The 15,271-nt window shown below is 67.0% G+C and carries 12 protein-coding genes; 11 read left to right on the top strand and 1 reads right to left on the bottom strand.

All coding sequences use genetic code 11. The annotated features are described in order from the left end of the window. A complete protein-coding gene (locus C1927_RS02425; protein ID WP_108747753.1) occupies window positions 1-786 on the top strand; it encodes an OmpA family protein in 786 nt (261 codons plus the stop codon). A gap of 58 nt (window positions 787-844) precedes the next feature. On the opposite strand, the gene tssA is transcribed toward C1927_RS02425, so the two are convergent. Then, window positions 845-1,903 carry a type VI secretion system protein TssA gene (gene tssA / locus C1927_RS02420; protein WP_108745842.1) on the bottom strand — a complete coding sequence of 353 codons (1,059 nt, stop codon included), beginning with the start codon at window positions 1,901-1,903 and terminating at the stop codon, window positions 845-847. 236 nt (window positions 1,904-2,139) lie between these two features. Between tssA and C1927_RS02415 the strand changes: the two genes are divergently transcribed. From C1927_RS02415 to C1927_RS02370, 10 genes are all read left to right on the top strand, one after another. Then, window positions 2,140-4,902, top strand: a complete 2,763-nt coding sequence (locus C1927_RS02415; RefSeq protein WP_254051529.1) for a type VI secretion system Vgr family protein — start codon at window positions 2,140-2,142, stop codon at window positions 4,900-4,902. 5 nt (window positions 4,903-4,907) lie between these two features. Then, window positions 4,908-5,447: a hypothetical protein gene (locus C1927_RS02410; RefSeq protein WP_159095281.1), complete on the top strand. Its 540-nt coding sequence runs from the start codon at window positions 4,908-4,910 to the stop codon at window positions 5,445-5,447. Further along, window positions 5,444-6,898, top strand: a complete 1,455-nt coding sequence (locus C1927_RS02405; RefSeq protein ID WP_079222196.1) for a hypothetical protein — start codon at window positions 5,444-5,446, stop codon at window positions 6,896-6,898. The genes C1927_RS02410 and C1927_RS02405 overlap by 4 nt, the downstream gene beginning before the upstream one ends. Further along, window positions 6,891-9,092, top strand: a complete 2,202-nt coding sequence (locus C1927_RS02400) for an SH3 domain-containing protein (RefSeq protein ID WP_108745841.1) — start codon at window positions 6,891-6,893, stop codon at window positions 9,090-9,092. The genes C1927_RS02405 and C1927_RS02400 overlap by 8 nt, the downstream gene beginning before the upstream one ends. A gap of 2 nt (window positions 9,093-9,094) precedes the next feature. Further along, a complete protein-coding gene (locus C1927_RS02395; protein WP_079222194.1) occupies window positions 9,095-9,688 on the top strand; it encodes a hypothetical protein in 594 nt (197 codons plus the stop codon). Window positions 9,689-9,735: 47 nt separating this feature from the next. After that, window positions 9,736-10,245, top strand: coding sequence for a hypothetical protein (locus C1927_RS02390; RefSeq protein ID WP_108745840.1), 510 nt, complete (start codon window positions 9,736-9,738; stop codon window positions 10,243-10,245). Window positions 10,246-10,310: 65 nt separating this feature from the next. Next, complete coding sequence (locus tag C1927_RS02385; protein ID WP_108745839.1) at window positions 10,311-10,847, top strand: hypothetical protein; 537 nt, start codon at window positions 10,311-10,313, stop codon at window positions 10,845-10,847. 58 nt (window positions 10,848-10,905) lie between these two features. Next, on the top strand, window positions 10,906-11,466 hold the full coding sequence (locus C1927_RS21295) for a hypothetical protein (RefSeq protein WP_159095280.1): 561 nt from the start codon (window positions 10,906-10,908) through the stop codon (window positions 11,464-11,466). A gap of 163 nt (window positions 11,467-11,629) precedes the next feature. Continuing rightward, window positions 11,630-14,401: a type VI secretion system tip protein TssI/VgrG gene (tssI, locus tag C1927_RS02375; RefSeq protein WP_343125693.1), complete on the top strand. Its 2,772-nt coding sequence runs from the start codon at window positions 11,630-11,632 to the stop codon at window positions 14,399-14,401. Continuing rightward, the gene (locus C1927_RS02370; RefSeq protein WP_159095279.1) at window positions 14,398-15,261 is read left to right on the top strand and encodes a DUF4123 domain-containing protein; all 864 of its coding nucleotides are present in this window, start codon (window positions 14,398-14,400) and stop codon (window positions 15,259-15,261) included. Before tssI ends, C1927_RS02370 begins: the two co-directional genes overlap by 4 nt. Window positions 15,262-15,271: the final 10 nt, after the last annotated feature.

Genomic DNA, 15,271 nt, shown 5'->3' with positions numbered 1-15,271 from the left:
ATGCGCGTGTGCAACCCTCTCCACTTCCTGCTGCCGCTCCTGCTGGCGGCTGCACCGTTGGCCGCGCAGAACACCGCCGCGGGCGCGCCTGCGGCAACCGAGCGGCCGGTGGTCATCGAAGGTGTGGTTCCTGACCAGGCAACCAAGGCCAAGCTGTTGAACAACCTGCGTGCGGTGTACGGCGCCGATCGCGTGGTCGACCGGATCCAGGTGGAGACGATCGCGACCCCGCCGAACTGGGGCGACTACGTCTCGGGCATGATCAACCCGGGCCTGAAGCGTGTCTCGCCCGGCAAGCTGGAAGTCAATGGGCAGTCGGTGCGCATCACCGGCGAGGTCGGCAACGAGGCGCTGCGCCAGCAGGTCGCCAGCGACCTCAGCCTGGCCAGCAATACCAGCTACACGGTGACGAACGCCCTGAAGTTGGGTTCCCAGCAGAACGTGTTGGACCAGACGCTGGCCAACCGCATCATCGAGTTCCAGAGTGGCAGTGCCCGCCTGACCCCGTTCGGCATGGGCATCCTGGACGAAATGGTGGCCAAGATGGCGCAGATGCCGGACAGCCGGTTCCTCATCATCGGCCACACCGACAACGTGGGCCAGCGCGAATCGAACCTGGCGCTGAGCCACGGGCGCGCGCTTGCGGTGAAGAACTACATGATGGCCAAGGGCATCCCGGGCAGCCACATGGACGTGCTGGGCAAGGGGCCGGACGAGCCGGTGGCCGACAACACCAGCAACGACGGCCGCGCCCGCAACCGTCGCATCGAATTCAAGATCCAGTAAACGCAGAAGGATCGGGTATCACCCGATCCTTCCGTTGCGGCGGTGCCCGGAGTGGAGGTCAATCCTCCGGGTTCACATCCAGCATTTCTTCCATCTGCTCCAGCGTGCTGTGGTCCTTGATGACCCGCTTGAGCCAGACGTGCAGTGGCATTTCGCCCCAGCGTGCGGCTTTTTCGGCCAGGTAGGCGACCGGGCTGTGCGGTTCGGTCCGGCGGAAGAACTCGGCCACCTGCCGCAGCTGCTGCAGCGCCTCCTTGCGTGAGGCTGGAGCGCCGGCCGGGCCGCGGCTCGGTGCGACGGGAGCCGTGTCGAACGACGGGCCATCATCGGCAAATGCGGTCTCGCTGAACGCGTCGTCTGCAGGCAGGGTTTCGCCATCGAGCAGGACGCCTGCCTCGCGCGCGAAGCGCAGTACGGTGCGCTGCAGGTGCTCCAGCTGTTCGCGGACGGCGCTGAAGCTGGGGCCATCCAGCCCGAGCCGGTTGTCGACGGCGGCCTGCAGCTCGGCCAGGGCCAGGCTGCAGTCCGGCAGATCATCGGCCATCTGCCGATAGAACCCGTGTTGGGTATCGCGGCGCGCCGCATTGAGGATGTCCAGCCCCGGGCGACCGTCCTCGTCCTCGCCACTGTTGGCGCGGGCGTGGGCGTGTTCGAAATCGGCCAGGCTGAAGCGGCCCTGCGGTGCCGCAATGATCGGGACGGCGCGCAGCCACTGCAGGGAATTGGTCAGCAGCCAGCTCAGGTTGCCGATGCGTTCTTCGAAATCGCCGTCCGGCGCCTGCGGGTGCACATCGTCCCAGAAGCGGTCGCAAAGGCCGGCGGTGACCCGGTAGCCGGCCGCCAGGCCCTGGAAACCTTCGAGCTGGGTGGCTGACTCGCTCAGCCAGCCTGCCAGCCGCAGATCCTTGGTTCGCGTCTGCAGCAGGTCGCTGGCGTCGCGCAGGACGCTGCTCCAGTCGGCGTATTTGATGTCGGTCTGCCACGCGCCCTGATCCAGGGTCGGGTCGTCGGCACGACGGTTTTCGATGATCCGGTCAAACTCGGCGGAGAACGACAGGTCTTCACCGGTCGGGGCGTTGTCAGAAATCGGGGCCAGCAGGGCTTCCTGATCCAGCATGGCAGGTCTCGTTGAGGACTGGGATCGATTCTAGCCCGCGCGTGTGAACAGCGCGCCGGTGTCCGCTGCAACCAAAGCGGCCTTGAGTGCCCGTGCCGTCAATTATGTGACGCAATACCCAGTTTCAAGGGGGCGCGTCTGCCGTGATATTGACGCTCGCATTGTTCTGCTAGCATCGCCGGCTGGAAATCGACGTGCCACGTGAGTGGGTCGACGTTTTTTACTCTGGAATTGGCATGGATCAGCTGAATTACGTGATGACGCCAGTCGCCGGGCTCGGTGATGCGCAGCGTTTGTATCGACTGGAGAACGAGGCGCTGGCCGCCTGCACGGTCGAACGCTGGCGGGGGCGTGATGCACTCTGCGAGCACGCCTGGACCGAGGTGACCCTGCTGGGCACCGATGCGGGCATCGACCTGGCGGAACTGCCAGGCACCCGCGCCACCCTGGTGACCCGCTGCGCCGATGGTGGTGAATGGCGACGCAGTGGCCTGGTTGCGGACGCGTCCTGCCTGGGCAGCGATGGCGGCCTGGCCCGTTTCCACCTGCAGCTGGTCTCGTGGACCTGGTGGCTGCAGTACGCGCGGCACAGCCGCGTGTTCCAGGAGCAGGGCATCCGCGAGATCGTCGATGCGGTGCTCGGCGGCCATGCCGCAGTCGCCCGCTGGCGATGGGCCGAGGGCATGGACGCATTCCTGGAGGAGCGCGTGCGCAGCTACTGCGTGCAGTACCGCGAGAGCGACCTGGATTTCCTGCAGCGCCTGCTGGCCGAAGAAGGTCTTGGCTGGCGGCTGTACGCGGATGACGATGCGCCCTGCGGCAATGGCATGGAAATCTTCGCAGACAGCGTCGACCTGCCGGAAGATGCGGCCAGTTCGGGTGCCGGTGTGCGTTTCCACCGCAGTGATGCGACCGAGTCCAGCGACAGCGTGCAGGCCATCGGCCTGCATCGTCGCCTTGGCAGCACCGTCGTCAACCTGCAGAGCGACGACTACCGCCAGGTCCGTGCGCTGGCCGGTCAGGCGCCGATGGACGGTGGCGGCAGCCAGTCGCCGCGCGAGGATTTCGATGCGGTCGGTGCCTACGCCTTCAGCGATGCGGCTTCGGCCTCGCGGCAGGCCCGCTTGCAGGCCCAGGCCCGTGAGGCCCACAGCCGCAGCTGGCAGGGTCGCGGCACGGTCCGTGGGCTGCACTCCGGGTGCTGGCTGCGCCTGCAGCAGGCGCCGGGCGCCACCCCGCCCGAGCTCCTTCTCGTCGCGGTGGACCATGCAGGCATCAACAACCTGCCGACCGATCTGCGACGCAGCCTGGAGGACGCGCTTGGCGTTGCACCGGGCGATGCGCAGGATGCACCGCTGTGGGCACAGGCCGAAGCAGTGGGATATGGCAACACCTTCCAGGCCGTGGAGCGCACCACGCCGTGGCGTCCGCAGCTGATCGACGGCACCGGCGCGCGCCTCAATCCGCGCCCCACGGTGCCGGGTTACCAGACCGCGGTGGTGGTGGCCGGCCAGGGCGCGGGTAGCCGCGACCTGCATGCCGACAGCCACGGCCGTGTACGCGTGCGCTTCCATTTCCAGCAGGCGCAGGGCGCCGGCGTGCAGGACAGCGCCTGGTTGCGCGTGGCGCAGCGCTATGCGGGCCCGGGCGTGGGCAGCCAGTTCCTGCCGCGCATCGGCCAGGAAGTGCTGGTCGGCTTCCTGGATGGCGACATTGATCGTCCGCTGGTGCTCGGGGCGCTGTACAACGGGCGCGGCGAAGCAGGCGTGGCGCCGACGCCTGCAGGTGCCAATGGCGAAGGCGACCTGTCCGCCTACGGGCAGGCGGCCGATGCACGCAACAGCGCGCAGGCAAACCTCAGTGGTGGCCAGGCGCCGGCGTGGCATGCCGCGGGTGCCGGTGACCAGGCGCATCGCCACGGCGGTGCGCTCTGGGGTATCCGTTCGCGCGAGTGGGACGGTGGCGAAGGCAGCAACCACCTGCTGTTCGATGATTCCAACCAGCAGCTGCGGGCCCAGCTGGCCAGCAGCCAGGAAGTTTCGCAGCTGACGCTTGGCCATCTGCGGCACCAGGCCGACAACTACGTTGGCAGCCTGCGCGGCACGGGTTTCGAACTGCGCAGCGATGCGTGGGGTGCGGTGCGTGGTACTGCCGGGGCGTGGTTCACCGCCTATGGCCATGGCGGCACCACCCCCGCTGGCGAGGCCGTGCAGCCCTCGGCGCTGCTGACGCAGCTGCAGACGCTGGGTGAGCGCTTTACCCAGGCGGCCCGCACGCATGTGACCAGTCCGCTGGCGATGCAGGAGGGGGCGCGCGGAGTGAAGCGCTCGCGGATGGTGCAGACGCAGGCACCACTGGCTGCGATGTCGGCAGCCGCCCGGACCGTCGTAACCGGAACGCAGTACGCCGCTGGCGTGGCGCAGGCACCGCAACACGGTGCCGAGCCCGGCGAGGGTCGTATTCCCCACAGTGGCGCTCCGCTGCTCGGGATGGCGGCGCCGGATGGTGTGGCGCACGTCGCGGGGCAGAGCATCATGTGGAGCAGTGGTGAAGCGCTGCTGCTGGCGAGCGGCGCGCATTCGGACACGACGGTCATGGGGCAGGCCCGGCTGCACGCAGGCCAGTCGCTGGGCCTGTTGGCGGCTGCTGCTACAGGCGCGGGCGGGACTGCCGCCGCCTTGACCCTGGTGGCGGGCACCCGCGAGATCGAAGTCCAGGCCCAGAGCGATGCCATCCGCGTACAGGCGCGAGCCGGCCTGCGCGGCGCGAGCGGCCAGGCGCATGTCGAGCTGGCCGCAGGCAAGACCCTCCACGTCGCCACTGCGGGGGGGGCCAGCATCACGGTGGCCGACGGCAACATCGTGGTCAATGCGCCTGGCGCGATCACCGTGCATGCGCAACGCAAATCCTTCCTCGGCCCCAGCAGCACCAAAAGCGAGCTGCCGTCGTGGGTGCTGGGTGACATGAAGCAGAAGCGGATCATCGGTTTCTCGGGATGAACACAATGAAGAAGATGCTGTTTCTGCTGCCGCTGTCGGCGGCACTGGCATGGCAGTGCGCTGCTGCCGCGCCCCTTGCAGATGCCTCCCTCGATCTTCCGCAGCCAACGTGCGCGGAGCAGCCTCTGGCGACGTATCTGTTTGCTTTGGTGGGCAAGGGAAAGCCGGCCCCCGATGGCTGTGGCCGCAGCAACGCAGACGTGACCAGGGCCTTCGACACGCTTCTGGCAGAGGTGCCCGCCGACGCGGCGCCCCGCTTGAAGGAGCGGCTGCTGACCGGCCCCAGCGCAGCGGGGAAGCCGCTGTCGATCGAAGCGCAGACGTGGTGGCTGTACTCGGCCTGCCAGGCACATGCGTGCGGCACGACGCAGCTCGCCGCGCTGTACGACCCGGCCCATCGGCACATGGTGGGTCGGCTGACGCTGAACTGCGAGGTTCGCTGGCTGGGGAACCCCTCCGATGCACAGCGTGCGGCGCTTGATGCCCGGATGCCGGCGAATCTCGAGATGGTCCGGCGGCTGGGCGAGTGTGGAGACGCGCAATGAGTGCGGGAAACCTCAAGGCGTTCCTTGATGCGGTCGGCTTCGAAGAGTCGAGCGGCAACATCGGCATCATCAACAGCTACAACTACATCGGCAAGTACCAGTTCGGTGAAGAAGCGTTGATGCAGCTGGGGTATTACAAGACCACGGCCGAGATCAAGCTGAAGCAGGAGTGGAAGGGCCACTGGACGGGCAAGAATGGCGTCACCAGTCGGGAAGTGTTCCTGGCCAGTGAGGCGATGCAGGACAAGGCCGGCGAGGAGTGGATGCGCGAACTCTGCCGCCAGGGCCGCTACTTCGGTACGACCAAGTTCATCGGCCAGACCATGAAGGGCTTCGTGGTGACCGAGTCGGGCATCATCGCGGCCGCCCACCTGAAGGGCTACGGCCCGGGCAAGCCGGACAAGAAGACCGGGCAGTGGAAGCGGCCGGCCGTGCTTGCATTCCTGCGCACGGGTGGCGCCGAGGATGGCACCGATGCCTATGGCTCGAGTGTCTCCAAGTACATGAAGAAGTTTGGCGGCTATGAGCTGGGCTGCTGTGCGCCGGTGGAGGCGCAGACCACCTGGATGTATCCCTTCCCGCGGCAGGGCAAGAGTGATGCCTTCGACGGTGCGATGTACCTGGGCCTTCCTGGCCAGGAAGAAGGCGCATTGGCACGTGTCGACGACGGCTTCTTCCCGGTGGGCGCCAGCGGGCTCTGGCACGGTGGCGTCCACTTCGATGCGGGCAGTGGCACGGTGCTCGACCAGACGCAGGGCGTGCGCTGCATCAAGGATGGCGAGGTGGTCGCCTATCGGATCGATGACCGCTATCCGGAAATCACCTTCCCCCAGGTCCAGCGCAAGGCGCTTTACGCGAAGGGATTTGTGCTGGTGCGGCACACCCTGAAGCTGCCGGCCGATGCCAAGGCGAAGTTCGAGGCTGCGGACAAGGCCGCGAAGGAAGAACAGGACAAGAAGGCAGCGCCGAAGGACGCGGCGGCTGCACCCGCAGCGCCGGCAGGAACAGCCGCTGCAGCGGGTCCGGCCAAGGCGGCGGCACCGGCGCCTGCCACGAAGACCTCGAAAGATGCCAAGGATTCCAAGGATCCGAAGGCCGCCGCCGCCGATGCCCGGCCTGAGCCCGGAACCGAGCTGACGTTCTACAGCCTCTACATGCACCTGATGGATTTCACCGGCTACCAGGAGGACCGCAAGCGCGCACGCCCGGGCTTCTGGACGGAAGGCAACGAGTTCGTCGTCGGTGAAAAGGCCAAGGATGCGCAGGAAGTGCCGCCGCCTCCTGCACCGGTGCAGGCCGCAATCGATGAGGACGACCACATTGGCTGTGACTGTGGTGGAACGTCGGGCGAATCGGGTGATGTTGCCGACGCGCTGGAGCAGTTGGGTTGGGGGCCTGGGCAGATGAAGGAATGGGACAACGTCGTGCAGGAGGCACATTCGGATGACTGATGCAGCGCCCGCGCCGATCATCGGCTTGAACATCCGCAGCGAAGCCAGCAGCCGCTCGACCCGGTTGGGCCTGCTGCCGCGCGGCGCACGGATAACCGTGAAGAACCGCAAGGACAAGTGGGCGCAGATCGATCGGATCCTCGAGGGTGATGTCGTCCCGGTCCGGCCCGGCGAGGCCGTGGACCCGGCGGCGAAGCAGGGCTGGATATTCATGCCCGAACTTGACCCGGGTCCGAAGCAACCGGTCCAGCTGGACAAGGTGGTGATTCCCGAAACGCCCATCGCCATCGGCGCTGGCGCGTTGCTGGGGCATGTCGGCGAGTATCAGCAGTACGTGGATGCCCAGCCGCTGCCCAAGCGCGGCACCCGCCCCTTGATGCACCTTGAGGTCTTTGCTGGCAACGATCTTCCTGTGTTCCTGGCCAAGTCGCGCAAGTACGCCTCGCTGCTGCCTCCGGGAACGGGAAGCTTGTTCGTGATCGAGAAGGGCGCAAGGCTGAAGAAGGAAGCCACGCCGGACGGCACGATGGAGCCGGATCCTTCGCTCATCCAGCTCAAGGATTCCGGCTTGGGCGCGTGGACGCTCGTCCAGCGCTCGGAGCTGAAAGTATTCGAGCGCAAGGCGCTGGGTGCCTATTCGGCGAGCAGCAAGAGTTACGCGAACGCAAAGGATGGGCATTTCACCGGCGTTTTCGTCGGCCCTGCCGATACGCAGCGCACGCAGTCCGAGAAGGAAGCGAAGAAGCACAACTATCAGCGGCGCGAAATGCGGATGCCGCTCGGCGAGCCGTTCTGGATCCTTCGCAAGGATCTGCAGATGTGCTCGGCCGGCGGAATGAAGTGGTGGAAGAAGCACCCGCTGCGCACCGACGGTCCGGATGGCGAGCCTGTTGGCTTGGTCCGGGTCATGCCCCGCGCCGAACTTGAGCGGCTGCCTGCGCCGAAGCGGGCGCTGGACAGCGACGGCAAGGCCTGGTGGGAAATCACGGCAATGGGCGAGAAGCCCGGGAGTTTCGTCTCCGGCTGGGCCTGCGAAGCGGGCCATGCCAAGGTGGGCTGGCAGTCCCCCTGGGCGTGGCCGGGCTTTGAGACGGTGGAAGAGGGCAGTATCCAGCCAGTCGACATGATGGCGGCGACGCTGGTGAAGATGGGCGTGTTGAAGGCCCACGAGGTGACCGACCACCGCATGCGCGCCGACAAGGTCGAGCGCAGCGCGCTGGTGCAGAAGCTGCACGCCCTGCTGGACACCGACGGCAACGGACACATCAGCAAGGCCGAGCTGCAGGCGGCAAGCAAGCAGCCCTTGCTGGCCCAGGCGTTGAGCCGGATGATCGTCCGTTACGAGAGTGAGTGGGGCGGCGAAGACGCCAAGTGGGACGAGCTGGACCCGCTGATGCTTGATGGTGCCGTGGAGTGGAACGCTGAGAAGCTGCGCATCCAGAACCTGCGGTGGTGGAAGGACGTTTCACCGAAGGTCAAAGGCTTCCCCGGCGCGCCGGAGGTCTTCCACCTGCACCCGATCGGGCTGCTGAACAACTTCTATTCGGCAATGGCCACGGCCAACGCCAATGCAACCCCCAGCAAGGATGCCAGCTACAACGGCGAACGCGAGAAGAGTGGTGCGCAGTGGCACAAACGCTTCATGCAGAGCAACAAGGTTGCCGATCTGAAGGAACCCTTCAAGTCGAACATCACCCGCTTCCTGGCGGCGCTGGATGCGGCGGGCGTGTCGGTCAACATCAACACGACCCTGCGTCCCCCGCAGCGCTCGTACCTGATGTACTACGCGCGTGAGATCGTCAACGGAATGGATCCGGCCAAGGTGCCGGCGTTCGAACCGCAGAACGGCGACGCGCCCGTGAACATCGACTGGCAGCACCTGGATGCCAGCGGCAAGCCGGACCTGAAGGCTGCCAAGCAGGGCGCCAAGGCGATGGATTCCGCGTATGGGGCCGCCGGGGCGATCGGCAAGCCTTACCGGTCCAACCACAACGGCGGCGAAGCGATCGACATGCGGCTGACCCCCGCCTGGGGCGTTGGCAAGACCGTGAAGAAGGCCGACGGCACCAGTGTGACGATCGGTGGCAAGCGTGACATCATCGATGTCGGTGCCAGTTACAGCGTCCTGCATTGGAACTATGACGGCAAACCGAAGAAGATCGATGATCCCCATTGGTCCAAGACAGGCAATTGACGATGGCAGGATTCATGATTCGAGCTGGGCTTGTTGCCGCAGGTCTGGCACTGGCGACCGGCTGCCAGGCGCAGCCTCCGGAAGTGGGGGGCTGGCGTCGGGTTTCCGACAGCGATCTCGAGCAGCAGTTCCATTTCTCCATGCTGCCGCGTGCCGCCGCCGCCGGAAGCCGCTGGGCAGTCTATGACGCCAAGGCCGGGAAAGTGGTGTGCTGCCTGTCGGTGGAGGGGAGCGAAGTCAGCGAGACCGATCTCCAGGATCGCTTCAACATTCCGGGGCCGTGGGTCACCGACCTGACCAATGGCTGGAACGTCGACGCGGCGCCCTATCGCCCGCACGTGCAGGTGCTGAAGGTGCAGGGCGCCCTGGGCAGCTACACCTTCAAGGAAGAGCGCGAGGCGGCGGGTGGATTGCTGCTGCCGGCCGACGCGCGTGCAGTGGATGCGAAGACGATCGAACTGGGCGGCGCACGCTATACGGTCGAGCGTCGCGACACCTCTCTGGCGGACGATGATGGCGGCGTCCAGACCTACACCCTGAAGCCTGCAGGGGGCGGGGCAGCGCTCAAGGTTGAAGTCCCATTCGGCACCTATTAGGCCTCGATCGATGCGGCCATCATCGGCCGCGTGGCGCGCTGGGGGCGATGCTTGTGCTCGGCGTCATGCTGCCACTGGCCGCCTTCGCCAAGGCGCCTGTTGATGCGCAGCGGGCGGTCGATGCCCCTCCGGAGACGCGGGCGTCGTCGCACGCCGGTGATCCGGACAATACCGGGACGCTCTTCGACGGATTGCTCGATTGTGCGCCACAGGGCTGGTATCTGGATGCAGGCCGCCCCGTCAATCCCTACCTGGCCAAGCATGCATCCGAGCCCTGCGAACGCGATGCAGCATTCGGGATCGCGTACTTCTGTCTGAACGCTGATTTTCATGGAGTCCCGGTCTACCGGGTGGTGGCCCACCTGGGCACGGCGCCGACACCCATTGGCGTACTGATCGACCTGCCGCTGGATGAAGCACGATCGCGCCTGCGCAGGTCGCTGGGCACGGAGTTGCGGGATGGCACAGGCAGCAGGCCGGGCCGGACCCCGGTGCTGGGCCCGCAGGGTGATGACACGCGGAAATCGCAGTTGATCTGCACGCCCGACTGGGCATGATCAACCCCTGGGATGCGCGCGGGAGGTGTGAAGTGAGTGCTGATGGAAACAGCGGACTACCGGCAATGAGCCAGACTCGCCTGCGCAGGCATGCCTTTGGGATCGCGTTGTCTGGCATCGCCTGCCTGGCGGCAGCGTGCAGCAACGCCGGCCCGTCGAGCGTACCGGGCAACGCGCCGTATGCAGGCGTGGTGATGAGCTATCCGCACTCGGGCTGCTCCTACACGTCCAGCCCCGTCGACTTCTGCGATGCCGCGCACCGCACGCAGATCGAGGAGGCCATCCGCACGCAGGCGCCCAACTTCAAGACGCACTACATCCTGGCCCAGCTTGAGGAGCGCAGGGAGTACTTCCAGCGCTCGATCGTGCTGATCGACAGCCGGGACGGAACGGTCTACCCGCTGCCGATCGATGCATTCAGTGGGCCACTGGTCAGCAAGGAGGGGGCACGTGAGTACGGCAAGGTGGAGACCTCGCGGCAAGGCGACACGTTCTGCGTCAGTGGTGCACTGCTGGTTTATCGCGCTTTTGAAGAAGGCCGCTTCTGTTTTGGCTTCGATGGTGTGCGTTTTACCGGGCACACAACGCAGTACATGCAGTAGCACTTCAGCCGGCAGTGATCGCCGCCGTCATGGTTGGCAACATCGCGCCCAGCGCGTGATGCTGACCGGCCTGCTTCCTGCCATTGCCGCCTGCAGCGGAACGCAGGGTCCGCCAGGCCGCGCGACCATGACGGCAACAGCGGATGAAGCCGCATTGGCCAACGAAGATCCGGCGGCCCCGGTGGGAAATGCGCGCTATATCGGCACCAGGATGCTTTCCCCTCATTCCGGATGCTCCTTCCTGAGCAGTCCGGTCAACTTCTGTGATGATCGACATCGCGCCCTGATCGAAAGGGTGATCGCCGAACGACAGCCGAATTTCAACGGGCGCTACATCGTCGCGGAACTGGAAGAAAGGCCTGAGTTCTTCCAGCGCTCCGTGGTGGTCATCAACGCAAGTACCGGCATCGTGTATCCGTTGCCGATCGATGCGCTATCCGGTCCTTTGTCCGCTGATGGGCGGTCCGCCACGTATGGAACGGTGGAGACGTCGCTGGATGCGAAGCAGTTCTGCCTGGTCGGAGCAGTATTGGCGTACCGCTCCATCAATGATGGTCGATTCTGCTTCGGCTTCGATGGTGGGCGTTTTACCGGGCACGTCACACCGTACATGCAGTGAGGGATCAGCTGCGGTATCTGTCCAGCACGTCCATCGGAATGTTTGTTCCGTGTGAAGGCGTTGACGTGCGCTGTCGTTTTCCATCTGTTACCGTCGGCTGGCAGGGGGAGGAACCGCGCGCCGGGGAGCGGTGCGCGGCAACAGTGGGAACGCCATGGAAGCGATGCGCAATCTCATGGTGCAGGCGGCCGGTCTGGATGCTGGCACTCGCCTGTTCCGCTTGGATCTACCGGATCTGCCAGCCGTGGTGGTGGATGCGTGGCAAGGGCACGATGCGTTGTCCACGGGTCGGCACCTGCAGGTGGATGTGCTGTCGCTGGACGCTGCACTGCCGCTGGCCGATTGGCTGGGGCAGCGGGCCAGCCTGTACGTGCGCCAGGCCGACGGCCAGGACTGGCCGCGCCACGGCGTGATTGCCGCTGCGCAATGCCTGCAGGCCGATGGCGGCCTGGTGCGCTACCGCATCACCCTGCGCGACTGGACATGGTGGCTGGACCAGGCAGTGTGCAGCCGGGTGTTCCAGGACCAGGACGTGCGCGCGATCTTCGATGCCGTGCTGCAGACGCACGCACCGCATGCGCACTGGCGCTGGAGCGATGACGTGGATGCGCTGCTGGCGGCCTCGCGGCCGCGCAGTTTCTGCGTGCAGTACCGGGAATCGGACCTGGCCTTCGTGCAGCGCCTGCTGGCCGAGGAGGGCGTGGGCTGGTGCGTGGAGGAGGTGGCCGATGCACCGGCCGGGCACGGCGTGCTCTTGTTTGCCGACTCGACGCTGCTGCCGGAATCGGCGACCTCGCAGGCGCAGGGCGGGATCCGTTTCCATCGTGCTGATGCCACCGAGGACGATGATGGCGTGCAGCAGCTGGGGCAGCAACGGCGGCTGCAGAGCACGCGCGTGCAGCTGCACAGCAGTGACTATCGCAGCGTGAGCTCGCTGACCGGGCAGCTGCCGCTGGAGGGCGCCAGCGAGGGCCTTCGCGAGGACTACGATGCGGTGGGTGCGTATGCATTCGCCGATGCGGCGGAGCTGCAGCACCATGCGCGGCTGATGGCCGAGGCGCGGGAGGCTCAGGCGCTGCAGTGGCAGGGGCGCGGCAGCGTGCGCAGCGCGGATGCCGGCCATGCCTGGGCGCTGACCGGCCTGCCGGGCGATCTGCCGGCCGAGCTGCTGCTGGTGGAAGTGACCCACGCTGGGGTCAACAACCTGCCGGTCGACCTGCGCGAGTGCGTGCAGGCGCTGCTGGGTGAGGCGGAAGAGCCCGACCCCCTGCAGGACGCAGCGAAGCGGCACGGCTACGTGAATGCGTTCAGCGCCGTGGCGCGCGACCGGCGCTGGCGCCCGGTCCTGGAGGACGGCACCGGTGCGCGACGCAATGCGCGACCGCTGGCGCCGGGCTACCAGACCGCGATCGTGGTGGCTGGCGCTTCAGCATCCAACGACCTGCACGCCGACGCGCTGGGACGGATCCGGGTGCGGTTCCATTTCCAGGGCGATGATGGCGGCGCCGACAGCGCCTGGCTGCGCGTGGCGCAGCGCTATGCGGGGCCGGGCGTGGGCAGCCAGTTCCTGCCGCGGATCGGCCAGGAAGTGCTGGTGGGCTTCCTGGAAGGCGACATCGACCGCCCGGTGGTGCTGGGCACGCTGTACAACGGGCGAGGCGAAGCGGGCGTGGCGCCGACCACGGCCGGTGCCAGCGCCGAGGATGATCTGTCGGCCTACGGCCAGGCTGCCGATGCACGCAACAGTGCGCAGGCCAACCTCAGTGGTGGCCAGGCGCCAGCGTGGCACGCGGCGGGCAGCGGCGACCAGGCGCACCGCCACGGCGGCGCGCTGTGGGGTATCCGCTCACGCGAGTGGGAGGGCGGCGAGGGCGGCAACCACCTGCTGTTCGATGATTCGAACCAGCAGCTGCGCACGCAGCTGGCCAGCAGCCAGCAGGTGTCTCAGCTGACGCTGGGCCACCTGCGGCATCAGGCCGACAACTATGTGGGCAGCCTGCGCGGGCAGGGCTTTGAACTGCGCAGTGACGCATGGGGTGCGGTGCGCGGTACGGCCGGCGCGTGGTTCAGTGCCTACGCCCACGCCAGTGCGTCGCCGGCGGGCGAGGCCGCGCAGCCGGCAGCACTGCTGCAGCAGCTGGTGGCGCTGGCGAAGAGCTACAGCGTCGCGGCCGGAACACACCGGACGGTGCTGCCCGCGGCGGAGGCCGGGGTGCAGTCGATGCATCGATCACGCCTGGATGGTGCGCAGTCGCCCTTGCCTGTGCTGTTGGCCAGCGTCCGCAGTACCGTGCCCGCCGAGGCGCTTGCAGAGGCCTCCGCAGCCGCCAGCCAGCGCAGCAGTGGGGCGGGGAAAGGCGTGGTGCCACATACCGGCGATGCCGTGCTGGGCCTGTCGTCACCGGAGGGCGCGGTGATGGTGGCCGGCCAGGGGTTGCACTGGGGGCAGGGCGAGACACTGGTGCTGGGCAGCGGGCAGCACAGCGATGCCGTGGTGATGGGAGATGCGCGCTGGCATGGCCGGCAGGCGATCGGCGTGCTGGCTGCGGCGGCCAGTGGCGCCGATACGCAGGCGCCGACGCTGACCCTGGCCAGCGGTGAGGCGGTGCTGGATTTCAAGGCACAGCAGGATCAGGTAGACGTGCAGTCGCGGCAGGCGCTGCGCGCGGCAAGTGCGCAGGCGTCGGTGGAAGTGGCCGCCGGTCGTACCGTCCAGGTTGCTACGTCTGGTGGTGCCAGCATCACCATCAGCGCAGGCAACATCGTGGTCAACGCGCCCGGTCGCATCGCCGTGCACGCCGGGCGCAAGTCGTTCCTGCCGGGCGGCAGCGGACGCTATCCGTTGCCGGTGTTTCCGCAGTCGGTCTGCAAGGAATGCCTGTTGCTGGCTGCACAGCGGGCCGCGCCGCTGACGCCCAAAGGGGGGGCGGCGTGATTCCGGACTGGCATTTCCCGCCGCTTGATCTGCCGCCGCTGGAGGAGGGCCTGCAGCGCTTCGTCCTGCTGGACGGCGCGCAGTGCAACCAGCCGGTGCAGCTGCTGCGCACGTTGCCGTGGGCACCGCTGCCGCTGTTCGATGGCCTGCTGGCCGATGGTGCCGACGATGCCAGCGTGTTCCTGGCCCGATTGCCGCGCGGTTTCGAGCATGACCGGTTCCTGCAGCGGGCCGCCTCGCAGGGGCGTTCGCCCGGCATGCTCAGCATCATCGAGACGAGCCTGGACGCCCAGCAACTGCAGCAGCGCCTGCAACGGCGCCTGGATGCCAGCTATCCGAACGGCAAGCTGTTCCTTGCGCGCTTTTTCGATGCGCGCGTCCTGCCCTGGTGGGTGCAGGTGCTGGACGAGGCGCAGTGCCGCGCGTTCCTGGCGATGGGAGAGCGTTGGTGGTACCTGCGCCATGACCTGCAATGGGCGCACCTCGAACTGGAGGACGTGGCCCTGGACCCGCACGACCCGCCCTGGGTGCTGGAGGCACCGCAGCGGCGTGCGCTGATCGACGCCAGCTACCCCTATACGCTGATCGACCATTTCCAGCTGACCGATCCCGAACTGCTGGCGCGGCTGCCACGGGCGCGCTGGTACACGTTCTTCCGGCGCGTGGTGGCGACGGCTGCGGCGGCCGGCATCGAGGACAGCCGCCGCGTGGTGATGGTGGCGACCTGGGCACTGCTGGCCGGCAGCGATCTCGGCGAGGATCCGGCCTGGCAGCAGCGCCTGCAGGATTTCGCCAGTGGCCGGCGCAGTGCGGCCGATATCGGCGATGAAGTGTGGCCCCTGGAAGAAAGCTGGGATTGAACGGAGCGAG

It is taken from the genome of Stenotrophomonas sp. ZAC14D1_NAIMI4_1 (genome assembly GCF_003086775.1).
Lineage (GTDB): Bacteria > Pseudomonadota > Gammaproteobacteria > Xanthomonadales > Xanthomonadaceae > Stenotrophomonas.
Note: the sequence above shows the minus strand (reverse complement) of the source record. Positions and strands in the feature narration are given on the sequence as shown.

Bases quoted from the DNA above. Each gene is read 5' to 3' on its own strand.
- C1927_RS02405 (WP_079222196.1), top strand. From the start codon at position 5,444: ATGAGTGCGGGAAACCTCAAGGCGTTCCTTGATGCGGTCGGCTTCGAA.
- tssI (WP_343125693.1), top strand. From the start codon at position 11,630: ATGCGCAATCTCATGGTGCAGGCGGCCGGTCTGGATGCTGGCACTCGC.
- C1927_RS02390 (WP_108745840.1), top strand. From the start codon at position 9,736: ATGCTTGTGCTCGGCGTCATGCTGCCACTGGCCGCCTTCGCCAAGGCG.
- C1927_RS02415 (WP_254051529.1), top strand. From the start codon at position 2,140: ATGGATCAGCTGAATTACGTGATGACGCCAGTCGCCGGGCTCGGTGAT.
- tssA (WP_108745842.1), bottom strand. From the start codon at position 1,903: ATGCTGGATCAGGAAGCCCTGCTGGCCCCGATTTCTGACAACGCCCCG.
- C1927_RS02425 (WP_108747753.1), top strand. From the start codon at position 1: ATGCGCGTGTGCAACCCTCTCCACTTCCTGCTGCCGCTCCTGCTGGCG.
- C1927_RS02385 (WP_108745839.1), top strand. From the start codon at position 10,311: ATGAGCCAGACTCGCCTGCGCAGGCATGCCTTTGGGATCGCGTTGTCT.
- C1927_RS02395 (WP_079222194.1), top strand. From the start codon at position 9,095: ATGGCAGGATTCATGATTCGAGCTGGGCTTGTTGCCGCAGGTCTGGCA.
- C1927_RS02400 (WP_108745841.1), top strand. From the start codon at position 6,891: ATGACTGATGCAGCGCCCGCGCCGATCATCGGCTTGAACATCCGCAGC.
- C1927_RS02410 (WP_159095281.1), top strand. From the start codon at position 4,908: ATGAAGAAGATGCTGTTTCTGCTGCCGCTGTCGGCGGCACTGGCATGG.
- C1927_RS21295 (WP_159095280.1), top strand. From the start codon at position 10,906: ATGCTGACCGGCCTGCTTCCTGCCATTGCCGCCTGCAGCGGAACGCAG.